This window comes from Microvirga sp. P5_D2 (assembly GCF_054049475.1).
In genome coordinates, this window is record NZ_JBFUMH010000003.1 from 86,604 (window position 1) to 102,474 (window position 15,871).

A 15,871-nucleotide genomic window follows, 5' to 3' on the forward strand; every position below is an offset into this window, starting at 1 on the left:
ATGCTCGATACATTACGCAACATCACCATCGAACCCGGCGCGATCACGCTGCCCGATGAGCCGCATGCGGATTATGAACGCGTGCGTCGGATCATCGCCTATATTTCGGAGCGTTGGCGCGAGCAGCCCTCGCTGGAGGCCATTGCCGACCATGTGGGGCTGTCTACCACCCATGTGCATCATCTCTTCAGGCGCTGGGCAGGCCTGTCGCCCAAGGCCTTCCTCCAGGCCCTCACCCTCGACAACGCCAAGGCGCTGCTGACCGATTCGGCGAGCGTGCTTGACGCCACCTACGAGGTCGGGCTCTCGGGGCCCGCGCGGCTGCACGATCTGTTTGTCACCCACGAGGCTATGACGCCGGGCGATTACAAGGCGGGCGGCTCAGGCCTGACCATGCGTTACGGCTTCCACCCCTCCCCCTTCGGCGAGGCGATCCTCATCGTGACGGAGAGGGGATTGGCTGGGCTCGGCTTCGTGGATGATAGCGACCGGGAGGCCGCACTCGCCGACATGACCCGGCGCTGGCCCAAGGCGCAGTATGTGGAAGATAATGCCGCCGTGGCGCCTGTGGCGAAGCGCATCTTCAACCCTTCCCAGTGGCAGGCGGAGCAGCCTCTGCGGGTGGTATTGATCGGCACGGATTTCGAGGTGCGGGTCTGGCAGACCCTGCTGCGCATCCCCCGCGACAAGGCCACCACCTATTCGGACATCGCCCGCCATATCGGCAACCCCGCCGCCTGCCGGGCGGTGGGGGCGGCGGTGGGCAAGAACCCCGTCTCCTTCGTGGTCCCCTGCCACCGCGTGCTCGGCCGCTCGGGAGCCCTCACCGGCTATCATTGGGGCCTCACCCGTAAGCAGGCGATCCTGGGGTGGGATGCGGGACGGGGTCTGGCTGGAAGCGAGGCTTGAGGACTAACGCTGTTTCTGCAGGCTATGGCTCACTCTCGAGCTGGTCGTCGAGAGTCTGGCCGGATGGATTGCGGCGTACACTTGTGCCAGCGTCTCTGAGCTTCCGCCTCGCCTTCTTTCCCGAAGCATACGGCGTTTCCGGCCGTTCCGCTAAGCCATAGGTGAAGAAATTGCGATTGTTCGCAGGCTTCTTCATCAGCCGTAGCGCGGCAGGCCGCATCTGCCTTTTCCCACAGATTTAGCATTCGAGGGATCTGCTCCCCATCAGGAACGGGGCAGCGAACGAGCGTTTGGACTGGGCGCTTCCCCAGGCTTTTCTTCCAAACGGACATCCGATCCGGTCCCAGCATCTCGAAAACCATCCGATCCTTGTAATGATCGGCTCCCTCGAAATCACAGGTCATGTCGATCGCAAACTTCGAGCCGGTTCGCTGAATACGGTTGAAATCACAATGAAGGACATCCTGACCGTCTGATAACGACCGCTCCTGCAGGGACATGAAGCTTTCATCGCCTGACGACACATCGCAAAAGAAGTTCTCAGGTCCCCACTTCCCCTCATAAGGCCGAAGCCAGTCTCCTTCATAAGGCGCAGCCTGCAAGGCCGAAGCCACCAAGAGGGCAGCAAGGAAGATCAAGATTTTCATTACATCTCCTCCTGCTGGGCAGCAGGATTTCCAGCCCCCTCGGGACTCACCAAAAGCAGGCGATTTGGATCGAGGGGATGGCGAGCCCCGCTTAGGGCCTCACCATCGCGGCGGCGTCTCGCATGAAAGGCGCCGCATTCAGGGTTCCGTCCAGGAGGTCAAAGCCGATCACGAGATAGGCGACAACGGCACAGGGCAGCCCAATCCCCAACAGGAATTTCCAGATTGCCACCCGTTCGAAAGATTGCACGAACCGGATAACATCGAAGAGCGCGAAACCCGCCAGCAGGGCGATCAAAGCCGCCACGATGATCTCATCCATAGCGTTCTCCCTGGCTTGAGCGATTCATCAAAAGACACGTTATCTTATATCAATAATTGAGCCGGTGCGATACCGCACCTCGGCGCAGATCCGTTATGCCAAAGACACAACTGCAAAGCTTTTTGGATTATTCCGCAAAGAATGCGGATGTTGGGCGTCAACTCACGAGTTCATCCGTGGATCGGGTTTAACGCGCCAATCAGGCTAGGATCTCAGCGCCTGAATAACAATTGAAGCAACCTTAGAGAGTATAGACTACTTCACCAAAAGTTCTATGGCTAAAGATATAAGCAAAATTGCCGCCACTGATGGCCAAAACCAATTCATCGCATAAGATTCAGAGAACCGCATTACGTCGATAATCGTGACGCCTGATAATAAAACCAACAACACGATGACAATAACATACTCCATATCGACCTCCCAATACTGTAACATGATAAGTGTGTGCTATTACGCGATTTATACCGATATATCGGTGCAATTACGCACGTTAGGGAAGGTAGTCGCGAGAAACTTGAATCAAGAGGGTAATTTCCTCCGCTCCGCCCTATTGCAGCCTTGCAACAGCGCCCGATCCCGATGAAATGCGGCCAACAAGAGCTCAGGATCGTCTTGCGGCGCTCAAAAGCCCTTCTTATATCAGCGCCAGCAGGGTACGCCCCGATAGGGTCGGGCCTGTAATGTCATCAACATGTAAGCCATGGGCCGGGCCGCTTCGGGGCTCGGCGGTCTGCTTGAAAGTGAGGGATCCCGCCATGGGTAAAGTTATTGGTATCGACCTCGGCACCACCAACTCCTGCGTCGCTGTCATGGAAGGCTCGACGCCTAAAGTCATCGAGAACTCGGAAGGCACCCGGACGACTCCGTCCATCGTGGCCTTCACGGACGACGGCGAGCGCCTCGTCGGCCAGCCGGCCAAGCGCCAGGCGGTCACGAACCCGTCGCGTACGTTCTTCGCCATCAAGCGCCTGATCGGGCGCACCTTCGACGACCCCATGACCAAGAAGGACATGGGCCTCGTTCCGTATCACATCATCAAGGGCCCGAACGGCGACGCTTGGGTCGAGGCCGACGGCAAGCAATATTCGCCGTCGCAGATCTCCGCCTTCACCTTGCAGAAGATGAAGGAAACCGCGGAGGCCTATCTCGGCCAGCCGGTGACGCAGGCCGTCATCACGGTTCCGGCCTACTTCAACGATGCCCAGCGTCAGGCCACCAAGGACGCCGGCAAGATCGCCGGCCTCGAGGTGCTGCGCATCATCAACGAGCCGACCGCTGCTGCCCTGGCCTACGGCCTGGACAAGAAGCAGACCGGCATGATCGCGGTCTACGATCTGGGCGGCGGCACCTTCGACGTGTCCGTTCTCGAGATCGGCGACGGCGTGTTCGAGGTGAAGTCCACCAACGGCGACACCTTCCTCGGCGGTGAAGACTTCGACATGCGTCTCGTCGAATACCTCGCGGCCGAGTTCAAGAAGGAACAGGGCATCGACCTGACGAAGGACAAGCTTGCCCTTCAGCGCCTGAAAGAAGCGGCCGAAAAGGCCAAGATCGAGCTGTCCTCGGCCTCCCAGACCGAGATCAACCTGCCCTACATCACGGCGGATGCCTCCGGTCCGAAGCACCTCGCCCTCAAGCTCTCGCGCGCCAAGTTCGAGCAGCTCGTGGACGATCTCGTGCAGAAGACCATCGAGCCCTGCCGCAAGGCCCTCAAGGATGCCGGCATCAACCCTGGCGATATCGACGAGGTGGTCCTGGTCGGCGGCATGACCCGCATGCCGAAGATCCAGGAAGTGGTGAAGCAGTTCTTCGGCAAGGAGCCCCACAAGGGCGTGAACCCGGATGAGGTCGTGGCCATCGGCGCCGCGATCCAGGCGGGCGTGCTCCAGGGCGACGTGAAGGACGTTCTGCTTCTCGACGTGACCCCGCTCTCCCTCGGCATCGAGACGCTCGGCGGCGTGTTCACCCGCCTGATCGAGCGCAACACCACGATCCCGACGAAGAAGAGCCAGGTCTTCTCGACCGCGGAAGACAACCAGAACGCGGTGACCATCCGCGTCTTCCAGGGCGAGCGTGAAATGGCGGCGGACAACAAGCTGCTCGGCCAGTTCGACCTTGTCGGCATTCCGCCCGCACCGCGCGGCGTGCCGCAGATCGAAGTGACCTTCGACATCGACGCGAACGGCATCGTGAACGTTACGGCGAAGGACAAGGCCACGGCCAAGGAGCACCAGATCCGCATCCAGGCTTCCGGCGGCTTGTCGGATGCCGACATCGAGAAGATGGTGAAGGACGCCGAGGCGCACGCCGACGAAGACAAGAAGCGCCGTGAGACGGTCGAGGCGAAGAACCAGGGCGAAAGCCTCGTTCACGCCACCGAGAAGTCTCTCACCGAGTACGGCGACAAGGTCTCCGAGTCCGACAAGCAGGGCATCCAGACCGCTATCGACGCGCTCCGGCAGGCTCTGGCCGGCGAGGACGCCGAGGTCATCAAGGCCCGCACGACGGACCTGATGCAGGCTTCCATGAAGCTGGGCGAGGCCATGTACGCGGCGCAAGCTGCCGCTGGCGAAGGCGGCGAGCAGCCCGAGGGCGAGAGCGCTCCGAAGGACGACGTGATCGACGCCGACTTCCAGGAAGTCGACGAAGACGACAAGAAGAAGCGCGCTTAAAGGTATGAGCGCCTTTTAAGAAATTCGGCACCCGGCATTTGACTGCCGGGTGCCGTTTTCATGACAAGAGCTTGCAACAACAATGATCGACCAACCGACCCAAAGCCGCGAGGCACGCACCAGACGATCGAGTGCCGCCAGCCGCATCGAGCGCCAAGGTCGGATTGCCAACAAGAGGGAGCGTCCGAACGCTCCCAGGGGCGCCTGAAATGTCCAAGCGCGATTACTACGAAATCCTCGGCGTCGCGAAGACCGCGACCGATGCGGAGATGAAATCCGCTTTCCGGAAACTTGCGATGCAGTATCACCCGGATCGCAATCCGGGCGACCACGAGGCGGAAGTCAAGTTCAAGGAACTCAACGAGGCCTACCAGACCCTCTCCGACGGGCAAAAGCGCGCGGCCTATGACCGCTACGGCCACGCGGCCTTCGCCAATGGCGGCGCGGGCGGACCGGGCTTCGGCGGCGATTTCTCCGACTTCATGTCGGACATCTTCGAGAATTTCTTCGGCGATGCCGGGGGCGGCGGGCGCGGACGCGGCGGCGGCCGCAGCAGCGGGCGCGAGCGCGGCGCGGATATGCGCTACAACCTGGAAATCAGCCTCGACGAGGCCTTCCACGGCAAGACCGCCGAGCTGAAGATTCCCACCTCTATCACCTGCGAATCCTGCTCGGGGAGCGGCGCAAAGCCGGGCTCGAAGCCCAAGACCTGCCCCACCTGCGCTGGCGCCGGCCGTGTTCGCGCGACGCAAGGGTTCTTCTCCATCGAGCGCACCTGCCCGAACTGCCATGGACGCGGTGAGGTGATCGACGATCCTTGCGCTTCGTGTGGCGGCGCAGGCCGCGTGACCCGCGAGCGCACGCTCTCGGTCAACATTCCGGCGGGCGTCGAGGACGGCACGCGCATCCGCCTTGCGGGCGAGGGCGAAGCCGGGCTCCGCGGCGGGCCTGCGGGCGACCTCTACATCTTTCTTTCCTTAAAACCCCACCCGTTCTACCAGCGCGATGGAGCGGATTTGTTCTGCCGCGTGCCGATCTCCATGGTGACGGCGGCGCTCGGTGGCGAGCTCAACGTGCCCACCATCGGCGGCCCCGAGGCCTTGGTGAAGGTGCCCGAGGGCACCCAGACCGGAAAGCAGTTCCGCCTGCGGGGCAAGGGCATGCCGGTGCTCCGTTCGCGGGATGTGGGCGACCTCTATATTCAGGTTGTTGTGGAAACCCCGCAGAAGCTCACCAAGCGCCAGCGCGAGCTTCTGGAAGAGTTCGACAAGGAGTGCTCCAAGGAAAACCATCCTGAAAGCTCGGGCTTCTTCTCGCGTTTCCGGGAGTTTCTGGATGGCCTGAGCGGATCAAGTTAGCTTGACGGTCGTTTCCTTTGAGTTCTAAACAACAATGTGATCCGCCCGCTTGAGGGGTCTTCCCAGTGCATCAGTCGTTCCAACGGCCCACGACCCGGAAAATCCCTTTCAAGAAAGATCGCTTTCAGGATGAGGCGCGTTTCTTGCGCTCCTGGCTGGAACGCCCCCTCGCCATCGGCGCGATCACCCCTTCGGGAAAAGCCCTGGCGCGGACCATGGCGTCCTATGTCGATCCCCGCATTCCGGGCCCCGTGATCGAGCTTGGCCCCGGCACGGGCCCGGTGACCGATGCGCTGATCCGGCGCGGTGTGGAGCAGGAGCGCCTGATCCTCGTCGAGTTCAACCCCGAATTCTGCCAGCTCCTGAAGCGCCGCTTTCCGAAGGCGACAATCATCCAGGGCGATGCCTACGACCTCCAGGAGACACTCTCCAGCCTTCTGAAGGAACCGGCCGCCGCCACCGTGTCGAGCCTGCCGCTTTTCACCAAGCCTATGGACCAGCGCCTGGACCTGCTGGAAGCGGCGCAGGAGCTGATGCATCCGAGCGCGCCCTTCATTCAGTTCACCTATGCCGTCGTGCCGCCGATTCCGGCGCGCTTGAACGACTACAAGGCCAAGGCGTCCAACCGTATCTGGCGCAACCTCCCCCCTGCCCGCGTGTGGGTTTACAACAAGGTCCAGAATCCATGAGCCAGCCTGTGTCTCCGTCGACGAAACCCGTTTCGGCCGGAGATATTCGCGACAGGCTCATCATTGGACTTGATGTTCCAAGCGTCGAGGAAGCGCGCTCCATCGTGTCGCGCATCGGCGATGCGGGCACCTTCTACAAGATCGGCTATCAGCTGGCCTATGCCGGCGGCTTCGAATTCGCCCGCGAGCTGATCGGCCAAGGCAAGAAGATCTTCCTCGACCTCAAGCTCCACGACATCGGCAACACGGTGGAACAAGGCGTGCGCTCCATCTCGCGCATGGGCGTAACGTTTCTTACCGTGCACGCCTATCCGCAGACCATGCGCGGGGCCGTTGCCGGCAAAGCCGGATCGGACCTGAAGATCCTCGCCGTGACCGTGCTCACCTCCTACGACGACAACGATCTCGTTGAGGCAGGCTACGCTCCCGTCGCGGCAGCGGATCTCGTCGCCAAGCGCGCGGAGCAGGCCCGCGACATCGGCATCGACGGCATCGTCTGCGCAGCGACGGAAGCGCAGCGCGTGCGCACCATCGTCGGCCGCAACCGCCTCATCGTGACACCGGGCATCCGCCCGGCAGGCGCGGATGCGGGCGACCAGAAGCGCATCGTCACGCCCGCCGAGGGCATCCGGCTCGGCGCCAACCACCTCGTCGTCGGCCGCCCCATCGTGAAGGCCGCCGATCCGCGAGCAGCGGCGGAAGCCATCGTGCGCGAGATCGCCGAGGCCTGATCTCGTGAGCATCCCGATGCGTGCCACGGGACTTGACGACGCAGCTTCGCTATCGTTCGCTGCGCACCCCATCCAAAAGGAGACCTTCATGCCCAAAGGCTATGTCATCGCCCGCGTCACCGTCACGAACCCGGAGGCTTATGCGGAATATGCCAAGGGCGCGACGGCGGCGATCAAGCAATATGGCGGACGCCCGCTGGTGCGTGGGGGTGCCTACGAGGCACTGGAAGGCGAGGCGCGAGCGCGCAACGTGGTGATCGAGTTCGACACGGTCGAGCAGGCCCGGACCTATTACAACTCTCCCGAATACCAGGCCGCCAAGGCCAAGCGCGACGGCGCCTGCGTGGCGGAGTTCGTTCTCGTGGAAGGAGCGGAGTGATGGCGAAGGGATATTGGATCGGCCGCGTCGATGTTTCCAACCCGGATGCTTACCAGAACTACGTGAGGRCCAATGCCCTGCCCTTCGCCAAGTTCGGCGCGAAATTTTTGGTGCGCGGCGGCGCCTACCGCGTGGCGGACGGCGAAGCCCGCGCCCGCAACGTGGTGATCGAATTCCCGTCCTACGACGCGGCGCTGGCCTGCTGGGACTCGCCTGAGTATCAGGCCGCGAAAGCCGAGCGGGACGGCCATGCGGTGGCCGATATCATCATCATCGAGGGCTACGAGGGCCAACAGCCGGGCTAGTGTCCTAAGCAATGGCTGGGAACAGGCCCGGCCATCACGCTTCTCAGCCACCCCTCAAGCCGCTATATCCTGATCCCGTAACAACAGGAGATCGAGCATGAGCGAAATGCGACTTGTCGTGGTCGGTGCCGCCGGACGCATGGGGCGCATGCTCATCAAAGCTGTGGCGGAAAGCGGCGGTTGCCGGTTGACGAGTGCCATCGAGCGTGAGGGCTCGACGGCTCTCGGGCAGGATGCGGGCTCTCTCGCAGGCCTGCAACCGCTTGGCATTCCGGTAACGGATGATCCGCTCACCGCCTTCGCCCAGGCCGACGGCGTGCTCGATTTCACCTCTCCCGCCGGCACCGTGTCCTTCGCGGCTCTCGCGGCCCAGGCGCGCATCGTGCATGTGATCGGCACCACCGGCTTGGCAGAAGAGGATTTCACGAAGCTGGAGGCCGCCGCGCGGCATGCGCGCATCGTCCAATCGGGCAACATGTCGCTTGGCGTGAACCTGCTCGCCGGCCTCGTGCGCAAGGCGGCGGCGACTTTGGGCGAGGATTTCGACATCGAGGTTCTCGAGATGCACCACCGCATGAAGGTGGATGCGCCCTCCGGCACCGCGCTTCTGCTGGGAGAGGCCGCCGCCGAAGGCCGCCAGATTTCCCTTAAAGAGCGCTCGGTGCGCAGCCGCGACGGGCATACCGGCGCGCGCGTTCCCGGCGATATCGGCTTTGCGACCCTGCGCGGCGGCTCCGTGGTGGGCGAGCACTCGGTGATCTTCGCCGGCCAGGGCGAGCGCCTTGAACTTGGTCACCGTGCGGAGGATCGCGGGATCTTCGCGCGCGGCGCGGTGAAAGCCGCGCTCTGGGGCTTCGACAAGAAGCCGGGCTATTACACCATGGCCGATGTGCTAGGCCTCAATCAGCTCTAAAACACCTGACGAACCAATCTGGAGACGACCCGATATGAACCGCCTTCTCGTCCTTGCGCGCCACGGCCAAAGCGAATGGAACCTCAAGAACCTGTTCACGGGCTGGAAGGACCCTGGCCTCACCGATCTCGGCATCGAGGAAGCCCGCGCGGCTGGCCGCCGCCTCAAGGAGATGGGCGTTCAGTTCGACGTGGCCTTCACCTCGGATCTCGGGCGCGCCCAGCGCACCTGCAAGCTGATCCTTGAGGAGATCGGCCAGCCCGACCTGAAGACCATTGCCGATCAGGCCCTGAACGAGCGCGATTACGGCGATCTCTCGGGCCTCAACAAGGATGATGCCCGCGCCCGCTGGGGCGAGGATCAGGTTCATGTCTGGCGCCGTTCCTACGACGTGCCGCCTCCCGGGGGCGAGAGCCTGAAGGATACGGTCGCCCGTGTGCTGCCCTACTACATCCGCGAGATCCTGCCCCGGGTCATGCGCGGCGAGCGCGTGCTCGTGGCTGCCCACGGCAATTCGCTCCGCGCCCTCGTGATGGTGCTCGATGGCCTGACCTCCGACACGATCCCCAGCCTCGAACTCGCGACCGGCATCCCGCTGGTCTACGACCTCAACGATGACACCACTGTCGCCAGCAAGAAGGTGCTGGAGGCTTAAGCCTCTCACACCTGCTTTCACGTCATGGCCGGGCTTGTCCCGGCCATCCACGCTTTAGGAAACATTGCGGTCCAAGACGTGGATCCCCGGGCCAAGCCCGGGGATGACGAATGGAACGGTCCGGTTCAATATCCCATCAATGACCGCCATCACCCTCGCACCCGGCCTCGTCTATTACCCCGATTATCTGGACCGCCCGGCCCAGGAAGGGCTTCTGCAAACGCTGCGGGAGATCACCAAGGCCGCGCCGCTTTACACCCCGCGCATGCCGCGCACGGGCAAGCCGTTTTCCGTCCGCATGACCAATGTCGGGCGGCTCGGATGGGTGTCGGATGTGGACGGCTACCGCTACCAGCCCACGCATCCCGACACAGGAAAACCCTGGCCCGCCATGCCGGATCAGGTTCTCCGGGCGTGGGAGGAGCTGAGCGGCTACCCGCAGGCGCCCGATGCCTGCCTGATCAATTTCTACGAGCCTACCGCCCGCATGGGCATGCACCAGGACAAGGACGAGAAGGAGTTCGCGGCTCCTGTGGTCTCCCTGTCGCTGGGCGATACCGCCCTGTTCCGCTATGGAGGCCTGGATCGCAAGGACCCGACCAAGTCCGTGAAGCTGCGCTCCGGTGACGCGATCGTGTTCGGCGGCCCCGCGCGGCTGATTTATCATGGCATCGACAGGCTCATGCCGGGCACGTCGGACCTGCTGCCGCAGGGCGGACGGATTAACCTGACCTTGCGCAAGGTGGAACAGGCGCTTTAACCTGCGTCAGATGTTCTCGAAGGGGCACCCATGAAAGCTCTTGTCGCCGCCGTTTTCGGCTTCACCCTGTCCATCCAGGCCGCTTTCGCGGCGGAGCCGGTGTTTCCGCCGGCCTCGCGCATCGGCATCGTGCCGCCCAAGGACATGGTGGTCTCAAAGCGCTTCTCCGGGTTCGAGAACGAGGAGCGCGCCGCCGCCATCACCTTCGCGGAAATGCCGGCCCAGGCCTTCGACCAGCTGTCGTCCGGCCTGACGAAGGAAGCGCTCAAGCGGCAAGGCCTCGACGTGAAAACCCACGAGACCCTCAAGCTCGGCTCGAAAAGCGGCATTTTGGTCGGCGGGACCATGACCGGGCCGGTGACGGGCCGCAAATGGCTTCTCGTGGTCAAGGATGCCGACGTGACCGGCCTCGTGATCGCGCAGGTGCGTGGCGGACAGGACGGCTACAGCGATGCGCAGATTCGCGACGCCTTGAAGAGCGTGGCGCTCAGGGGCACGGTCTCCCTGGAGGAGCAGGTCTCGGCCCTTCCCTTCCGCATCAACGATAAAGCGGGCTTCAGGCCTGTGCGGGTGCTCGCCGGCAATTCGATCCTGTACACGGACGGGCCACAGGACACGATCAAGGCGGTGGAGCAGCCGATGGTAATCCTCGCCGCAGCCCTGCAGCCGGCCCCGCCTCCCGGCGAAGCCCGGAACCAGTTCGCGCGGGCGGCCCTCAACTCAAACCAGATCCTGAAGGATATCCGCATCGAGCGCTCCGAGGCTTTCCGCCTCAAAGGGCAGGACTGGCACGAGATCGTAGCCCGTGCCAAGGAGGCCGCGAGTGGACAGGACATCGTAGTCATGCAGTCGATCCAGTTCGACGGGAGCCGCTATGTGCGCATGGTGGGCATGACGCGGGCCGAGCAGCGGGAGCAGAACCTGCGCCGCTTCCGCGCCGTGGCGGACGGGCTGGAGATCATCAGCCAGTAAGGGTGGATTAATCCCGGGCCGGAAAAGCCGGCAGGGACCAGCCGCGCAGGAGCGCCAGCGCCCTCAAAGTGAAGGCGGCGGCAAAGCCTGTCGCACCGCTCCAATAGGGATCGAAACCCAAGGCCTGCAGGGCGACCGTGACGCCAGCCCCGAGAGCCGCCGCTGTCACGTAAATCTCCTGGCGCAGCACCAGCGGCGTGATGCCCGCGAAGATATCGCGGATGATGCCGCCGAAGGTGGCCGTGATCGTGCCGAGCGCGATGGCGGACAGGGGCGGCACGCCGGCAGCCAGGGCCTTGGTGGTGCCGGTGACGGCAAAAAGGGCGAGGCCGAGGRCATCCGCCCAGAGAAGCACGCGCCCCCGCCGCCCGCCTTCGAGAGCGCCCACCCGTCTCGGGCCCAGCATGAAGACGATCTCGGCCACGATCACGCAGACCAGCACATCCGTGGGGTCCCCCACCCAGAAAACCGGCCTGATGCCGATCAGCAGGTCGCGCACGGTGCCGCCCCCCACGCCGGTCAGCGTGGCGAGCAACGCGAATCCGAACGGGTCCATGCCCTTGCGGGCCGCCATCAATGCGCCCGTGAGGGCAAAAACAGCGACGCCGATCGTCTCGAACGGAAGGTACGGGAGGAAACTCAAGGAAGGTCTGGCCCTTTGGAGCGGACGGCAAAGCCCTCCTCCCCGTCATGGCCGGACATATCCCGGCCATCCCGCTTCGGAACGGCGCCGCACTCTACCAATCGGGATCATCGGCACAAGGCCGGTGATGACGTGGGAGGGTGTCTCTACAGAGTTGCCATCCCGGACGGCGCAGCCGATCCGGGATCGTGTGCAGGATAAGGCGCAGTGCACCCTCTCCCGCAGAGGGGAGAGGGGAAGAAAGGCAGCATTCAGCCGATCAGAAGAGCTTAACTTAAGAAGCCGAGGAGTTGTCCGCCGTTTCGCCGTTGGCAGCCTTCGGGCCGCCCTTGGCGACGCCGACGAGGGCCGGGCGCAGAACACGGTCGCCGATGACGTAGCCGGACTGGACGACCTGGACCACCGTGCCGTTCGGCACGTCGGGATTCGGCACCTCGAACATGGCCTGGTGTACGTTGGGGTCGAACTTCTGGCCCTCTGGGTCGAGCTTCTTCACGCCGTGACGCTCAAGGTTCTTGAGGAGGTCGCGCTCGGTGAGGTCGATGCCCTCGATAAGGCCCTTGAAGGCGCCCTCGGCGGTGCTCAGGTCCTCCTTCGGCACGCTCTCGATGGCGCGGCGCACGTTGTCGGCCACATTGAGCATGTCGCGGGCGAAATTCGCCACCGCATAGGTGCGGGCATCCGCCACCTCGCGCTCCGTCCGGCGGCGAAGGTTCTCCATGTCGGCCATCAGGCGCAGGAGCTTGTCCTTCAAATCGGCCTTCTCGGCCTCGAGAACGGCCACCGGATCGGCCTGGGCTGCGGCATTCGCCGCCGTGTCAGCGCCGTCGGCAGGGTCGGACTGAGGGTTCATGGCTTGGTTTTCCGTGTCGTTCGGATTCATATCGATCAACTAAGGTAGGGAAAGGGTCAGGGCACATATCAGGTCGCAGCGCTCACAAATCAAGCGCTGCGGCGCTGGAGCGGCTCAGCTTCCTCCGTCTTGAACACATCCAGCAGGGTGCGGCGGATGGTGGATTGGCGGCCCGCATGGGTGACCTTCGTGCCGGTCAGGTCCGTTACATAGAACACGTCCACGGCCTTTTCGCCGAAGGTGACGATGTGGGCCGAGGCGATGTTGAGGTTGAGCTTGCCCAGCGCCGTCGTGAGGTCATAGAGCAGCCCCGGCCTGTCGAGGCCCGAAACCTCGATGACAGTCTGGCGGCTCGACAGGGAATTGTCGATGGTGACCTCCGGCGGCACATGGAAGGCCTTCGGGGAGCCTTTCGACGGCTTCTTGCTCTCCACGAGGTCGGCAATCCTCACCTCGCCCTTCAGGGCCCGCTCAATGGCCTTCGCCACGCGCTCGGCACGGCGCAGCTCGTCCTCGTCGCGGTCGAAGGCGCGGGAGAGGACGATGGTGTCCAAAGCCATGTCGTCCGCGGTCGTAAAGATCTGCGCATCGACGATGTTGCCGCCCGCCGCCGCGCAGGCTCCGGTGACGATGGCGAGAAGGCGCGGATGATCGGGAGAAAGGACGGTGAACTCGGTCACGTCCCTGAACTGATCGGTCTCGTAGGACGTGGTGACCGTGCGTCCCTCCTTGTCGGCATCGTGCACGAAATGCGCTTGCTTCAGGCGGCGCACCTCATCCGTTTTCAGCCAATAGGCCGGCGTGTGGCGCGCCGCATAAGACTCGAATTCCGCATCCGACCATTTCGGCAGGGCAGCACGTAGCTGCTGCTGCGCCAGATGCACCCGGTCGGAGCGCGCGACATCCGCCGCACCACCGCCGAGCAGCACCTCGGTCTCGTAATAGAGCGTACGCAGGAGTTGGCCTTTCCAGCCGGTCCATGTGCCGGGCCCGACGGCCTTGATGTCGGCGATGGTGAGCACGAGCAGGAGCTTCAAGCGCTCCATGGTCTGCACCACATCGGCGAAGTTCTTGATGGTGGCAGGATCGGAGAGGTCGCGGCTCTGCGCCGTGTTCGACATGAGAAGATGGTGCTCGACGAGCCAGGCGACGGTGTTGGTTTCCGCATCCGACAATCCGAAACGCGGCCCGAGCTTTCGCGCGATCACCGCGCCGGCTTCCGAATGATCCGCCGGCCTGCCCTTCGCGATGTCGTGCAGGAACACGGCGACATAGAGCGCGCGGCGGTTCTGGATGGTGCCGAAGATCTGGTTGGCCAGCGGATGCTCGCTGCCGAGCTGCCCCGACTCGATCTCCGTGAGCACGCCGATGGAGCGGATGAGATGCTCGTCCACCGTGTAGTGATGATACATGTTGAACTGCATCATCGCGACGATGCGGCCGAAATCCGGCACGAAGCGGCCGAGCACGCCCGCCTCGTTCATGCGCCGTACTACGACTTCGGGTGCGTTCTTCGAGGTGATGATGTCGAGGAAGAGCTTGTTCGCCTCCGGATCGTTGCGCAGGCTGTGGCCTATGAGCTTCAGCGAGCGCGTGGCGAGCCGCGTCGCATCGGGATGAATCGCGAGATTGTGCCGGTCAGCCAACCAGAACAGGCGGATCAGGTTGACCGGATCGCGCTCGAATGCTTCCTCGCTGCTCACATTGATGCGGTTGTTGTCGATGATGAAATCATCGCCCTCCAACGCGCCGCCGCGACGGCGGCGGAAGCGCCCGAACACACGGTCGAGAACGGGACGGCGTTTCGTCTGGCGCGCTTCGAGTTCGGCGCAGACGATGGCGGTGAGATCGCCCACATCCTTCGCGATCAGGAAGTAGGACTTCATGAAGCGCTCGACCGCCGACAATCCACCGCGCGGCGCAAAGCCGATGCGGTCGGCAATGACGCGCTGAAGATCGAAGGTCAGGCGCTCCTCGGCACGGCCTGTCGCGAAATGCAGATGGCAGCGCACGCGCCACAGAAACTCTTCGCAGCGCTGGAAAAGCTTGAACTCCTGCTGCGTGAACAACCCCGCCTTCACGAGTTCCTTCGGCTTCTTGACCTGATAGACGTACTTGCCGATCCAAAAGAGCGTGTTGAGATCGCGCAAGCCGCCCTTGCCGTCCTTCACGTTCGGCTCGACGAGATACCGCGAGGCACCGGCCTTCACGACACGGGCATCACGCTCTTTCAGCTTCGCATCCACGAACTCGGCAGGCGAGATTGCGACGATCTCCTTGTCGAAGCGTCGCACAAGATCATCGAAAAGCGCGCGCTCTCCGAACAGGAAACGAGTTTCGAGGAGAGCGGTGCGGATCGTCATGTCGGCATTCGCCTCGCGAATGCACTCCTCCACAGAGCGCGTGGCATGCCCCACTTTAAGCTTCAGGTCCCACAGCACATAGAGCATCGCTTCGACGACGCTCTCGCTCCAGGCGGTCTGCTTGTAGGGCAGGAGGAACAGCAAATCGACATCGGAGCCCGGAGCCAGGGTTCCGCGCCCGTATCCGCCCGTCGCCACCACGGCAAGATGTTCGCCGCTCGAAGGGTTCTCCACGGGGTAGAGAAACCGCACCACCGCATCGTGCACGATGCGCACCAGCTCATCCATATGGGTGGAGAGGTAATGGGCGCAGACCAGACCGTCCTCGGTGTCCAGAAGCTGTTGCTCCGCTTTCGCCCTGCCCTCCTCCAGGTAGGTCTTGAGATCGGGCACGAGTCGGGCTCGCAGCTCGGCCGCATCGCTGATGGGCTGCTCGCTCAAGGTTTGCAGGATGCTGTCAGGATGCTGGGACGCCATGGAACAACCGGTTCAGAGATCCGTTTTGGCTTATCACCCCAGGCCCATTCGCCCAAGGGCGGAGTGGTCGCATCCGGCAAACCGGAAATATTGTTCTTTATAAGAAATATTGTTTGACGTAAGAAACGCTTCGTCCTACAAAAAAGACACGCGCCGATTTGAGCATGCAGCTTGCGGGCGCGAAACAAGTGCAGCTAAAGCGTTGGGCGCTCAAGGCCAC

16 protein-coding genes are annotated in these 15,871 nt (G+C 63.1%); 11 read left to right on the forward strand and 5 right to left on the reverse strand.

Annotated elements, in window-relative coordinates; all coding sequences use genetic code 11:
* Positions 1-909: a methylated-DNA--[protein]-cysteine S-methyltransferase gene (locus ACXJKO_RS02145; protein WP_457089429.1), complete on the forward strand. Its 909-nt coding sequence runs from the start codon at positions 1-3 to the stop codon at positions 907-909.
* Between the two features lie 29 nt (positions 910-938).
* On the opposite strand, the gene ACXJKO_RS02150 is transcribed toward ACXJKO_RS02145, so the two are convergent.
* Together ACXJKO_RS02150 and ACXJKO_RS02155 are read right to left on the reverse strand one after the other, a co-directional pair.
* Positions 939-1,556, reverse strand: a complete 618-nt coding sequence (locus tag ACXJKO_RS02150) for a hypothetical protein (protein ID WP_457089430.1) — start codon at positions 1,554-1,556, stop codon at positions 939-941.
* A 91-nt stretch (positions 1,557-1,647) separates the two neighbouring features.
* The gene (locus tag ACXJKO_RS02155) at positions 1,648-1,878 is read right to left on the reverse strand and encodes a hypothetical protein (RefSeq protein WP_457089431.1); all 231 of its coding nucleotides are present in this window, start codon (positions 1,876-1,878) and stop codon (positions 1,648-1,650) included.
* Positions 1,879-2,636: 758 nt separating this feature from the next.
* Here ACXJKO_RS02155 and dnaK point away from each other — a divergent pair.
* From dnaK to ACXJKO_RS02205, 10 genes are all read left to right on the forward strand, one after another.
* On the forward strand, positions 2,637-4,553 hold the full coding sequence (gene dnaK / locus ACXJKO_RS02160) for a molecular chaperone DnaK (protein WP_457089432.1): 1,917 nt from the start codon (positions 2,637-2,639) through the stop codon (positions 4,551-4,553).
* A 209-nt stretch (positions 4,554-4,762) separates the two neighbouring features.
* Positions 4,763-5,911, forward strand: coding sequence for a molecular chaperone DnaJ (gene dnaJ, locus ACXJKO_RS02165; protein WP_457089433.1), 1,149 nt, complete (start codon positions 4,763-4,765; stop codon positions 5,909-5,911).
* 65 nt (positions 5,912-5,976) lie between these two features.
* On the forward strand, positions 5,977-6,600 hold the full coding sequence (locus tag ACXJKO_RS02170; RefSeq protein ID WP_457089434.1) for a class I SAM-dependent methyltransferase: 624 nt from the start codon (positions 5,977-5,979) through the stop codon (positions 6,598-6,600).
* Complete coding sequence (gene pyrF / locus ACXJKO_RS02175; protein WP_457089435.1) at positions 6,597-7,331, forward strand: orotidine-5'-phosphate decarboxylase; 735 nt, start codon at positions 6,597-6,599, stop codon at positions 7,329-7,331. The genes ACXJKO_RS02170 and pyrF overlap by 4 nt, the downstream gene beginning before the upstream one ends.
* A gap of 88 nt (positions 7,332-7,419) precedes the next feature.
* Positions 7,420-7,710 (forward strand): DUF1330 domain-containing protein, encoded by a 291-nt coding sequence (locus ACXJKO_RS02180; RefSeq protein ID WP_457089436.1) that lies wholly within the window; start codon positions 7,420-7,422, stop codon positions 7,708-7,710.
* Positions 7,710-8,015 carry a DUF1330 domain-containing protein gene (locus ACXJKO_RS02185; protein ID WP_457089437.1) on the forward strand — a complete coding sequence of 102 codons (306 nt, stop codon included), beginning with the start codon at positions 7,710-7,712 and terminating at the stop codon, positions 8,013-8,015. Before ACXJKO_RS02180 ends, ACXJKO_RS02185 begins: the two co-directional genes overlap by 1 nt.
* Positions 8,016-8,121: 106 nt before the next feature.
* Positions 8,122-8,928 carry a 4-hydroxy-tetrahydrodipicolinate reductase gene (gene dapB / locus ACXJKO_RS02190; protein ID WP_457089504.1) on the forward strand — a complete coding sequence of 269 codons (807 nt, stop codon included), beginning with the start codon at positions 8,122-8,124 and terminating at the stop codon, positions 8,926-8,928.
* 34 nt (positions 8,929-8,962) lie between these two features.
* A complete protein-coding gene (locus tag ACXJKO_RS02195; RefSeq protein WP_457089438.1) occupies positions 8,963-9,583 on the forward strand; it encodes a 2,3-bisphosphoglycerate-dependent phosphoglycerate mutase in 621 nt (206 codons plus the stop codon).
* 139 nt (positions 9,584-9,722) lie between these two features.
* The gene (locus tag ACXJKO_RS02200; protein WP_457089439.1) at positions 9,723-10,343 is read left to right on the forward strand and encodes an alpha-ketoglutarate-dependent dioxygenase AlkB; all 621 of its coding nucleotides are present in this window, start codon (positions 9,723-9,725) and stop codon (positions 10,341-10,343) included.
* 30 nt (positions 10,344-10,373) lie between these two features.
* Positions 10,374-11,315, forward strand: a complete 942-nt coding sequence (locus ACXJKO_RS02205) for a hypothetical protein (protein WP_457089440.1) — start codon at positions 10,374-10,376, stop codon at positions 11,313-11,315.
* A 7-nt stretch (positions 11,316-11,322) separates the two neighbouring features.
* Here ACXJKO_RS02205 and ACXJKO_RS02210 read toward each other — a convergent pair whose 3' ends face one another.
* The 3 genes from ACXJKO_RS02210 to ACXJKO_RS02220 form a co-directional block, all read right to left on the reverse strand.
* Positions 11,323-11,958, reverse strand: a complete 636-nt coding sequence (locus ACXJKO_RS02210) for a trimeric intracellular cation channel family protein (RefSeq protein ID WP_457089441.1) — start codon at positions 11,956-11,958, stop codon at positions 11,323-11,325.
* 274 nt (positions 11,959-12,232) lie between these two features.
* Complete coding sequence (gene grpE, locus ACXJKO_RS02215) at positions 12,233-12,841, reverse strand: nucleotide exchange factor GrpE (protein WP_457089442.1); 609 nt, start codon at positions 12,839-12,841, stop codon at positions 12,233-12,235.
* A gap of 59 nt (positions 12,842-12,900) precedes the next feature.
* Positions 12,901-15,651, reverse strand: coding sequence for a [protein-PII] uridylyltransferase (locus ACXJKO_RS02220; protein ID WP_457089443.1), 2,751 nt, complete (start codon positions 15,649-15,651; stop codon positions 12,901-12,903).
* Positions 15,652-15,871: the final 220 nt, after the last annotated feature.